The 10,123-nt window shown below is 41.3% G+C and carries 11 protein-coding genes; 6 read left to right on the top strand and 5 right to left on the bottom strand.

Annotated features, from left to right (window positions below; genetic code table 11):
- On the bottom strand, positions 1-793 hold a 793-nt coding region (locus tag ACI882_RS11865; protein WP_411748502.1), incomplete at its 3' end, for a DegV family protein.
- Between the two features lie 118 nt (positions 794-911).
- On the opposite strand from ACI882_RS11865, the gene ACI882_RS11860 reads away from it, so the two are divergent.
- Positions 912-2,276, top strand: coding sequence for an anthranilate synthase component I family protein (locus ACI882_RS11860; RefSeq protein ID WP_411748501.1), 1,365 nt, complete (start codon positions 912-914; stop codon positions 2,274-2,276).
- Here ACI882_RS11860 and thrH read toward each other — a convergent pair.
- A complete protein-coding gene (thrH, locus tag ACI882_RS11855; protein ID WP_411745698.1) occupies positions 2,273-2,890 on the bottom strand; it encodes a bifunctional phosphoserine phosphatase/homoserine phosphotransferase ThrH in 618 nt (205 codons plus the stop codon). The genes ACI882_RS11860 and thrH overlap by 4 nt on opposite strands.
- 223 nt (positions 2,891-3,113) lie before the next feature.
- On the opposite strand from thrH, the gene ACI882_RS11850 reads away from it, so the two are divergent.
- Positions 3,114-3,833, top strand: a complete 720-nt coding sequence (locus ACI882_RS11850) for a phosphoadenylyl-sulfate reductase (protein WP_411745697.1) — start codon at positions 3,114-3,116, stop codon at positions 3,831-3,833.
- On the opposite strand, the gene cysB is transcribed toward ACI882_RS11850, so the two are convergent.
- On the bottom strand, positions 3,834-4,808 hold the full coding sequence (gene cysB, locus ACI882_RS11845) for an HTH-type transcriptional regulator CysB (RefSeq protein WP_411745696.1): 975 nt from the start codon (positions 4,806-4,808) through the stop codon (positions 3,834-3,836). It lies immediately after the preceding gene.
- Between the two features lie 153 nt (positions 4,809-4,961).
- Here cysB and ACI882_RS11840 point away from each other — a divergent pair, with 153 nt between their 5' ends.
- A complete protein-coding gene (locus ACI882_RS11840; protein WP_411745695.1) occupies positions 4,962-5,735 on the top strand; it encodes a sulfite exporter TauE/SafE family protein in 774 nt (257 codons plus the stop codon).
- 7 nt (positions 5,736-5,742) lie between these two features.
- Here ACI882_RS11840 and ACI882_RS11835 read toward each other — a convergent pair whose 3' ends face one another.
- Positions 5,743-6,174 carry a hypothetical protein gene (locus ACI882_RS11835; RefSeq protein ID WP_411745694.1) on the bottom strand — a complete coding sequence of 144 codons (432 nt, stop codon included), beginning with the start codon at positions 6,172-6,174 and terminating at the stop codon, positions 5,743-5,745.
- A gap of 98 nt (positions 6,175-6,272) precedes the next feature.
- Between ACI882_RS11835 and ACI882_RS11830 the strand changes: the two genes are divergently transcribed.
- Both ACI882_RS11830 and ACI882_RS11825 read left to right on the top strand, forming a co-directional pair.
- On the top strand, positions 6,273-7,337 hold the full coding sequence (locus ACI882_RS11830) for a 3-deoxy-7-phosphoheptulonate synthase (RefSeq protein ID WP_411745693.1): 1,065 nt from the start codon (positions 6,273-6,275) through the stop codon (positions 7,335-7,337).
- An 87-nt stretch (positions 7,338-7,424) separates the two neighbouring features.
- On the top strand, positions 7,425-8,579 hold the full coding sequence (locus ACI882_RS11825) for a cation:proton antiporter (RefSeq protein ID WP_411748500.1): 1,155 nt from the start codon (positions 7,425-7,427) through the stop codon (positions 8,577-8,579).
- Here ACI882_RS11825 and ACI882_RS11820 read toward each other — a convergent pair.
- Complete coding sequence (locus ACI882_RS11820) at positions 8,576-9,421, bottom strand: alpha/beta hydrolase (protein ID WP_411746178.1); 846 nt, start codon at positions 9,419-9,421, stop codon at positions 8,576-8,578. The genes ACI882_RS11825 and ACI882_RS11820 overlap by 4 nt on opposite strands.
- Positions 9,422-9,496: 75 nt before the next feature.
- On the opposite strand from ACI882_RS11820, the gene lexA reads away from it, so the two are divergent.
- Positions 9,497-10,099, top strand: coding sequence for a transcriptional repressor LexA (gene lexA / locus ACI882_RS11815; protein ID WP_411746177.1), 603 nt, complete (start codon positions 9,497-9,499; stop codon positions 10,097-10,099).
- Positions 10,100-10,123: the final 24 nt, after the last annotated feature.

Below are 10,123 nucleotides of genomic sequence, written 5' to 3'. Positions count from 1 at the left end.
TCAATAGCTCTTTTTCATCACCTGCAATACTCACAATAACGTATCGACTTAGCAGCCCGGCTCGAATGCGTTTTGTAGCGTAATCAAATAGCTTATTAACCACGCTTTCAAAGCCTTTAGAGTTTGAAATAGACTCTGTTTCGTCTGATTTGAACTGAATAATGGGTTTGATATCGAGAGATTTAGCGACAAGTGCACTAATTGCACCGATTGAGTTTTCACCACGTGACTTTGCTCGGCCTCGTATGTAACCCACCTTTGGGGGAATCATATAGGCATATATTTTATCTTTAAATGCCTCTGCTAATCTAACGACGTCTTGGTTCGACTTTCCAGAAACAATTAAGTCTGAGGTAAAGGCGGCTAACAAGCCCTGGCCTGTAAACATATTAGTTGAGTTCATGATTCTCATGGCAAAATGCTTGTCGGTACGCCCACTTTCTTTTGCTTCTCGGTATGACTTCAGAATTCTCGGTTGCGCGGCTTCATAGTTCTCAAAGATTGGACTTCGTTTTTTGCTGGCCGTCTGAATAAGCGCAAAGTCATAAAACTCCATAATGTCATCTTTAAATACTTGATGTATTTTTTCAGGGCTAAATGGAATGGTTTCTGCTTTATGCTCTAGTGTTAGCCGATCTTCTGTGTAAAAGGCTTTTAATTCTTCCGTGTCTTTATTATCTTCATACAATTGCCCATTAACATTAACAACAATTGGAAATAAAAGTATTCCGCGTTCTACTAAAAATGATGACGGCAAGTCACATGCTGCGTCTACAACTAATAAGATGCTCATTAAACACTCCCATTCATGATTATTTTAGCTTGCGACTGGTGTAAACTATCGCGCTTCATCAAACAGATGAACCAATGCCTCAGGGCCCTAAACAAATATCATTTTATTGGACAATGCATTGCAAGTATTAACAATAGCCTATTTGAGTGAAATTATAACATTAACAGATGTATTATCTGAACATGATGGCTTTATTTGGTTTCACAATGGTCCCGAAACACCCAGTGGCTTGGAGTGGTTCTCTGCATGGCCAACTGAAACCTATCAATATCTGGGTAATCAAAAGTGCCGCATCTCTAGTGGTTCCAATGAGGTTATTACGGTCGATAGTGATTTTTTTGAGCTTTTAAAGCAAAAAGCGCCTTGTTTAGAATTCGCCGATCTACCTCACTTCACAGGTGGTTTGGCGGGCCATTTAAACTATGAACTTGGCTCAGAACTCTTAAACCTAAACAGCCCAATATCCGCTATGAACCAACCTATTGCGACCGTTGGCCTTTATCACTGGGCTTGCTGTATTGATCACAATGCTAAAACAATCAGCGTGTATATTCGCCCTGAGTGTCCTGAAGTTATTCGCCAGCAAGTTGTAGAATGGGTTCACGCCCTTCCAAATGAATCTATTCAACGTGCTAGACCCAAGCGAGAAAACCTAAACTGGAATTGCAGCATGTCTATAGTTCACTATAGAGAAGCCTTCAACGCCATTAAGAAATACATTTATGACGGCGATATATATCAAGCAAATTTGACTCGACAGTGGTCCTGCATCACCAAAAACAGCCCTTGGGTCAACTATCAATTATTGATTAATTCAATGTCAGCGCCATTTTCTTTTTATCACTCTACACCAGAGACTAAGGTTATGAGTGTTTCACCTGAGCGTTTTATCCAAGTTAACGACCATCTTATTCTGACGCAACCCATTAAAGGTACTCGGCCTAGAGGCCAATCTGCCGAAGAAGATACTCTACTAAAAAATGAGTTATCGTCGAGTAAAAAAGACCAGGCTGAGAACTTAATGATCGTTGATTTATTGCGGAACGATATGGCTAAAAATGCAGTTCCAGGCACTGTTAAAGTGGAGAAGTTATTCGAATTACAAACTTTTAAAAACGTGCATCACCTCGTCAGTAGTATTCATGCCACAAAAAAACCAAGCGTTCACCCTATCGATGTCTTAAAAGATGCATTTCCCGGTGGTTCAATTACTGGAGCACCCAAAAAACGGGCTATGGAAGTCATCAATGAAGTAGAGCCAGTGCCAAGAGGACAATACTGTGGCAGTGCTTTTTTCATGTCATTCGAAGGTTATTTAGATAGCAGTATCCTGATACGCACAATGTCACAAAACGACGAGACTTTAGTTTGCTCTGGAGGTGGTGGAATTGTGTATGACAGCCAACTAGAGAGTGAATACAAAGAAAGTGATTTAAAAATAAGGCGTCTTTTAGACGCCCTTTCAGACAACCAAATTAACTAAGCGGGTAGCTTGCGATTACTGGCTTTTAAGAATTCTGCTTTTAAATTTTCATACCCAACGACCGCCGGAAACTGAGGAAACTCACTAATGACGTTGTCTGGCGCATTAAACAAGATTCCTGCTTCAGCTTCTGACAGCATGGTCGTGTCATTGTATGAATCGCCTGCAGCAATGCAGCGATAATTTAACGAATGAAATGCTTTTATTGAAGAACGCTTAGGGTCTTTTTGACGAATTTTGTAGTCCGTAATTTCACCGTTTTCGGCAACTTCTAACTTGTGACATAGCAAAGTTGGGTAACCCAACTGAGCCATTAAAGGTGCCGCAAACTCATAAAACGTATCAGATAATATAACCACCTGAAAACGCTCTCTCAGCCAATCGACAAACTCAACGGCACCATCTAAAGGGCTAAGCTCATTAATCACAGCCTGTATTTCATTCAGGCCAAGGTTGTGTTCCTTTAGAATGGCTAAACGTTGCTTCATGAGAACATCATAATCTGGGATATCTCGCGTCGTTGCTTTTAGCGCCTCAATACCCGTTTTTTCCGCAAATGCGATCCATATCTCAGGGATTAAGACCCCTTCTAAATCTAAACAAGCCAGTTCCACTGAGCATCTCCAGTTATTTTAATAAGTCGTCTAAAATACCGTTGTTCCTATTTAGGAACAAGGCCAGAATTCGCAAAGTATTGTTGCTAACTAGGCTAGCTAGACAATCGATCGATAGGATGCAAGAAACCTTAAGTAATAATCTTATCCTATACGGTTCTTTTTAGAGTTTGAGCATCCGTGATAAAGTCGCGGCAACTTATTTACTTAATTCGGCTGTAAAATGACCAAGCTACTTGAGCTAAACCTAGAGCTTAGCGCTAAGACCCCTCGAGACATTCTAAAACACGCGTTAACCGAACATTCTGCCATTGGCATTAGTTTTAGTGGAGCCGAAGATGTTGTTTTAGTTGATATGGCGGTGAAAATAAAAAAGGATGTACAAATTTTCACTCTTGATACGGGCCGTTTACATGCTGAAACTTACCAGTTTATCGAAGAAGTTCGTAATTTTTATGGTATTAACATTGAGATTTACTCTCCAGAAGCTGCTGCTTTGCAAACCTTCACTAAATCAAAAGGGTTGTTTAGTTTCTATAAAGATGGACATAAAGAATGTTGTGGTGTGCGTAAAATTGATCCCCTAAAACGCGCACTTTCCTCACTCGATGCATGGGTCACAGGGCAACGCAAAGATCAAAGCCCTGGTACAAGGCAAACTATTCCAACCGTTGAGCTCGATAGTTCTTTTACCGGCAACACTGAGCAGCTAGTTAAATATAACCCACTTGCTAATTGGAGTTCTGAAGAAGTCTGGAACTATATTCGTGCCATGGAAATACCGTACAATAGCCTTCATAGCAAAGGCTTTAAAAGTATTGGCTGTGAACCTTGTACAAAGGCGGTATTACCAAACCAACACGAACGTGAAGGACGCTGGTGGTGGGAAGAAGCCACACAAAAAGAGTGCGGCTTACACGCTGGAAACGTCAGCCAAGCTTAATCAATAAGTGGGTAGTGGCGTATTTTTAAACATTTCATCTAACTCTTGGCGATTAGCAGATTTCATTGCCGCCTCAACGGTGGCTTTGTCTAAATGTGGCGCGAACCGCTCAATAAACCGGTACATATACCCTCTAATGAAGGTTCCTTTACGAATTCCTAAACGGGTTACACTGGCTTCAAATAAATGGCTAGCGTCAATACTGACCAAATCTCTATCTGTCTCAGGGTCTACGGCCATGTGTGCTAGTATCCCGACACCCAAGCCTAGACGAACATAAGTTTTAATGACGTCAGCATCCGTTGCGGTAAATACAACCTTAGGCTTTAGGTCACGTTCCAAAAAGGCATCGTCAAGTTTAGAACGCCCTGTAAAGCCAAAGACATAGGTTACTAACGGGTATGAAGCTACATCTTCGAGTGAAATGTTATTCTTTTTTGCGAGCGGGTGATCACGCGGAACCACAAGCGAACGATTCCAGCGATAACAAGGCATCATCACTAGATCTGAGAAGTGGTCCATGCCTTCAGTGGCAATAGCCATATCTACTGTTCCGTCTGCGGCAAGTTCAGCTATTTGTAATGGGTTGCCCTGATGCATGTGTAAGGCAACATCTGGAAAGTCTTCAATGAAATGCTCTATAACTTCAGGGAGCGCATAACGAGCCTGTGTGTGGGTTGTTGCGATACTTAAACTACCCTTTTTATTGTCACTGTACTCTTGGGCAATTTGTTTAATTGAATCTACTTTACCAAGAATCTCGCCCGCTACCTTTAAGACAGCTTCACCAGCAGGCGTTACCCGTGTGAGGTGCTTACCTGAACGAGCAAATATTTCGATGCCCAACTCATCCTCTAATAACCTTATTTGTTTACTGATGCCGGGTTGCGACGTGTAAAGCACTTGCGCCGTCGCACTTACATTAAGGTCATGACGGGAAACTTCCCATATATAGCGGAGTTGCTGTAGTTTCATTGATACGATCCTTTGCTCAAATTACGAGTAGATTTGTTAGTAGCCATCCTAAGTTACATTTTAGTTATATAAATATCAATAAGTATTCTTTTTAGAAATACATAATAACAGTTAGATTAACTTATTCGTTAATTTATGCCTTTTTGGATATTTATGGAAATAATTTTATTTGTAATGGCCGGCGCAGCCGTTGGCCTAATTGTCGGGATGACGGGAGTGGGTGGTGGTGCATTAATGACTCCTATACTTTTGCTTTTCGGATTCCCACCCCATATCGCGATAGGCACCGACCTTTGGTATGCCGCTCTCACAAAGTCGACAGGGTTATACAGCCATCACAAAATGGATAACGTCCGTTGGCGGATAGCAATAAGTATGGCGGCTGGAAGCTTACCTGCTGCCATTTTAACGGGCGTTGCTCTCACGTTTTGGTTTGGTAGCTCTGAAGCATATAGCCATATATTAACAACAGCTTTAGGGTTTATGCTGATCCTCACAGCTACGGTCATATTATTCAAAAAGAAACTGGCGTTAGTATTTTTCACCAACCCCATAACCGACACAGAACATCACCCCACCTTCAAATTATGGCTTGTAGGCTCTATTTTAGGAGTACTGGTGACTCTGAGTTCTGTTGGGGCGGGCGCTATCGGCACAGCAGTATTGCTTTTATTGTATCCAAAAATACTACCTAGCCACATTGTCGGCACCGATATCGCACATGCCGTACCCCTAACTCTCGTTGCAGGTTTTGTTCACCTGCACTTAGGCAATGTTGATTTTACATTGTTAGGCTCATTACTCATCGGCTCAATTCCAGCCATCCATTTTGGTTCTAAACTCACCAAAAGAATACCAACGACGGTTTTACAACCTATATTGGCTTGGTTTCTCTTGGGGCTAGGATTGAAATATGCTGTTTTTTAGCCCCTAACTAAAAGAAACTAAAGCCCGCTCCACCTTTAATGCGCACCTCTAGCAATTGTCGATTCACTGCAGATACATCACAACGAATATAAATATCATTCTTCTCTTGGCCTTTCACTCGTAGATCAATAAAGACAGTGTGCACCTTGAGCTCCGCATTGTACCGAGTCGATCGATCGTCAAAATCAGCTTGCATTAAACTACGACCATAGGTATTTAGTGCTTCTTGCTTACACACTTGAATAGCAACTTGCTGGCTTACCTCTGCTCGGCCTTCTGGCAACTCTCCTCTGCCATTTAAGATATCCCAAATAGTGGGCCGATAATCGCCTTGGGCTGCCATCATCTCATCTATGGCAATTACCATTGCAAACGTAAATAGAGATACAACTGCAACGGGGATTACTATTGTTTTAAACTTGCTCTTTCTATTGCTCATCAACTCACCGTAAACTATTATGTACAGGTTGTAATTATATATTTACTACTTTACTATGCGACTTACATACTAAACAAACATATAAAAGCGCGCACCTTATGAATCCGATCGAAAACCTCAATATTGATAGTCAAACTATCCTAATTACTCCTAGCGACCTAAAGAATGCTTTACCCATCTCGGAAGCTGCATATCAAACCATAGCAGAAGGTCGAAGTGCCGTTAGAAATATTTTAGATCGCAAGGACCATCGTTTAATGGTTGTGGTCGGGCCGTGCTCAATTCATGATCCTGAGGCCGCTCTCGACTACGCTCGGCGTCTAAAGAAACTTAGTGATCAAGTTCAAGAACACTTACTTATCATTATGAGAGTTTACTTTGAAAAGCCAAGAACTACGACTGGTTGGAAAGGACTAATTAACGATCCTCATTTAAACGACACCTTTAAAATTGAAGAAGGTTTGCACATTGGTCGTAAACTACTTTTAGACATTGCTGAGATAGGCTTACCGACTGCCACGGAAGCACTCGACCCAATTTCGCCTCAATACATGCAAGACTTGATCAGTTGGTCTGCTATTGGTGCTCGCACTACAGAAAGTCAGACTCACCGAGAAATGGCCAGTGGCCTATCCTGTGCAGTCGGCTTTAAAAATGGCACCGACGGTGGACTAGAAGTAGCGATAAATGCACTAAACAGCGTTTCTTCTGGGCATAACTTTTTGGGCATCAACAATGAAGGCCAGGTATCTATCATCAAAACCAAAGGCAATGCTTATGGTCATGTTGTATTGCGTGGTGGAAACGGCAAGCCTAATTACGATTCAGTCTCGGTCGCACTTTGTGAAGAAGAGCTTGTAAAAGGCAAATTAACACCCAATATCATGGTGGATTGCTCTCACGCAAACTCAAATAAAGATCATAATTTACAGCCTTTAGTAGCTGAGAACGTTGCCAATCAAATTGCAGAAGGCAATAAATCGATTATTGGCATCATGATTGAAAGTAATATCGAAGCGGGTAATCAAAAAATCAAAGAATCATTAGCAGAGATGACTTACGGTGTTTCTGTTACCGATGCCTGTATTAATTGGACTGCAACCGAAACGCTTTTGACGGATATGAGCAAGAAAATTGGTGGCGCGTTAAGCTCACGCAATTAATTCGATATCGCAAAAGTGCAAAAGGCACTGGTAGTTAATCTACTAGTGCCCTACTCTTACCTTCAAAATTACTACTGTACCTAAACTATGGTCTTTTCTTTCTTTTTAATTTTTACCGGTGCCGCTGTTTTAGCCACCTTCGCACTCTACACAAAACAACCTCTATTGATCGCATATATCGCGTTAGGTGTTTTAGTCGGGCCGTTTGGCTTTTCGGTTGTCGAGAATACTCAATTACTGACCGACATGGCTGAGATCGGCATTATTTTCCTGCTTTTTTTGCTCGGTTTGGACATGCAATTGTCTAACCTTATTTCTACTTTACGCAAAAGTGTCGTTGTTGGCATAGTTAGTAGCTTAGCCTTCGTAGCCGTTGGTTATTCGGTTACTACCGCACTAGGGTTTAACAATTCAGAGGCTATTATCATAGGCTTGTGTTTGATGTTCTCAAGCACCATTATTGGTATAAAACTGCTACCTACAACCGTTTTGCATCACCGACACTCAGGGGAGCTAATGGTCGGTATACTACTCATTCAAGATTTCATTGCGATCCTAGTTTTACTGGCCATCGAGAGCTTAGGTAAAGGCAGTACCGATTTTCTCACCATGCTAACACCATTGATCATGCTTCCTATATTGGTTGGTATTACGTTCGCTGCTGTTAAATATGTTGTGCTACGACTCATGGCTCGCTTTGATCGTTTTCATGAATATATGTTTCTTTTAGCGATTGGTTGGTGCTTAGGCATCGGCGAGTTAGCTCACTTGTTAGGTTTGTCTTATGAGATTGGTGCTTTTATTGCGGGAATCAGCTTGGCGAGCAGCCCTATTTCACAGTTTATTGCGCTAAATTTAAAACCATTACGAGACTTCTTTCTGATTTTATTCTTCTTCACTTTAGGCGCGCAGCTAAATATTGTCGTTTTATCTGAAGTTTGGATTCCAGTACTTATACTAACGGCTACTGTATTACTTGGTAAGCCCGTTATATTCCGGTTTTTATTACGACGATTAAGCGAGTCGAACAGACTCGCCTGGGATATCGGCTTTCGACTAGGGCAAATTAGTGAGTTTTCTTTATTGGTAACTTTTTTAGCACAAGACGCAGCGCTAATGTCAGAAAGATCTGCAGTGCTTGTCCAGTCGACGGCTATTGCAACCTTTGCCCTCTCAAGCTATATCATCGTATTTAACTTCCAAAACCCAATTGCGGTCTCTGATAAGTTGAGAAGAGATTAGCCGAGCCTTTCTTGCTCAACTAACTTAAATAATTCATTAGCCAGCTGGGTTTTACTAACCCGGTTGATTCGTGCCCGTTGCTTTAGATGTCGACGAGCTAATGCAACCCCAGAAGAAGATGTAGGTAACCAGTAAATACGGTTTGCCGATTGTTTAAGAGCCTCTAAGGCAGGCTTCGCTTCTTTTTGAGTAAAATAAGAAAAAAATCCGTGCCGTTTGAGTTCGTGTTTAAAAAACGCACTATGTTCTAATTCGGTTCCTGGACCCTTTATCCAAGTTTTTCCAATTAATTTCAGCTGTTTTAAGAACTTAACGCCTGGTATCCAGTATCGCTTTTTGGCACGTATTGACTTTGCATCGACGCAATAATATCGATAAACAGGCAACGAGAAACGAATAGACTGCAGCGCTAATTGCGCGCCATAACCTACTCCTATTAAATGGATTGGATGAGGTCGTTGTTCGTTAATAAACTTAACAACTGAAGGTACATCAAATTCGGCCATTTGCATTATATAGTTACTGGATGCATCTTTATTTTTTTTTGAGGAGCCATGAGATCGCCAATCCATCAACCAAACTGAATAACCAGCGGCGAGCAGTTGGTTGGTAAGCGACTCATAGGGCGAATCATCAAACTGCCAATGGGTTTGAAATACATCATGCACTAGCAATACCTGACTTTGTTTCGACTCAGTTATCGGGTGCAAGTGCGTTAAGGAAATTTCAACGGTCACATCAGCACTATTATTTGGTTTTAAAGAATATGAGTCTTCAAAGTAATTATCTCGTGCCTCTGCACTGATAATTTCAACCGGAAAAAAACGACTACTGCTTTTCAATTAAATAAATCCTTTACACTATAGGTAAGCTGTATATAATCACAGATACTGTACATAAAAACAGGCTACAAATCCATGGAAAAAATGACGGCACGGCAACAACAAGTTTTAGAGGTCATTAAAGATCATATCGTCGATACGGGTTATCCACCCACTCGCGCTGAAATAGCTAAAACCCTTGGGTTTAAGTCACCAAATGCTGCCGAGGAACATATTAAAGCACTTGCACGTAAAGGGTATATAGAAATTGTCCAAGGTGCTAGTCGAGGAATACGCTTACCTGAATCTGAAACAGGATTACCTATCATTGGTCGTGTTGCCGCAGGCTCACCTATTTTAGCAACGGAGCAAATTGCTGAATATATGGATCTGCCTAAATCATTATTCTACCCAAGTGCCGATTTTTTATTGCAGGTTCAAGGTTTGAGTATGAAAGACATCGGTATCTTAGAAGATGATCTCATTGCTGTACACAAAACGAACATTGCCAAAAATGGTGATATTGTCGTTGCGCGTGTTGGCGAAGATGTCACTGTTAAGCGTTATGAAAAGAAAGGCAGTGTTGTAACACTCTATCCCGAAAACCCAGATTTCTCTCCAATTATAGTTAAGTTGGGCGAAGAAGAATTCGAAATAGAAGGCCTATACGTTGGCGTTATTCGCCGATCGATTCATTAAAGTCCTTAAAAACACTAAGGCATT

The organism is Reinekea sp., assembly GCF_046710285.1.
Classification (GTDB): domain Bacteria; phylum Pseudomonadota; class Gammaproteobacteria; order Pseudomonadales; family Natronospirillaceae; genus Reinekea.
Note: the sequence above shows the minus strand (reverse complement) of the source record. Positions and strands in the feature narration are given on the sequence as shown.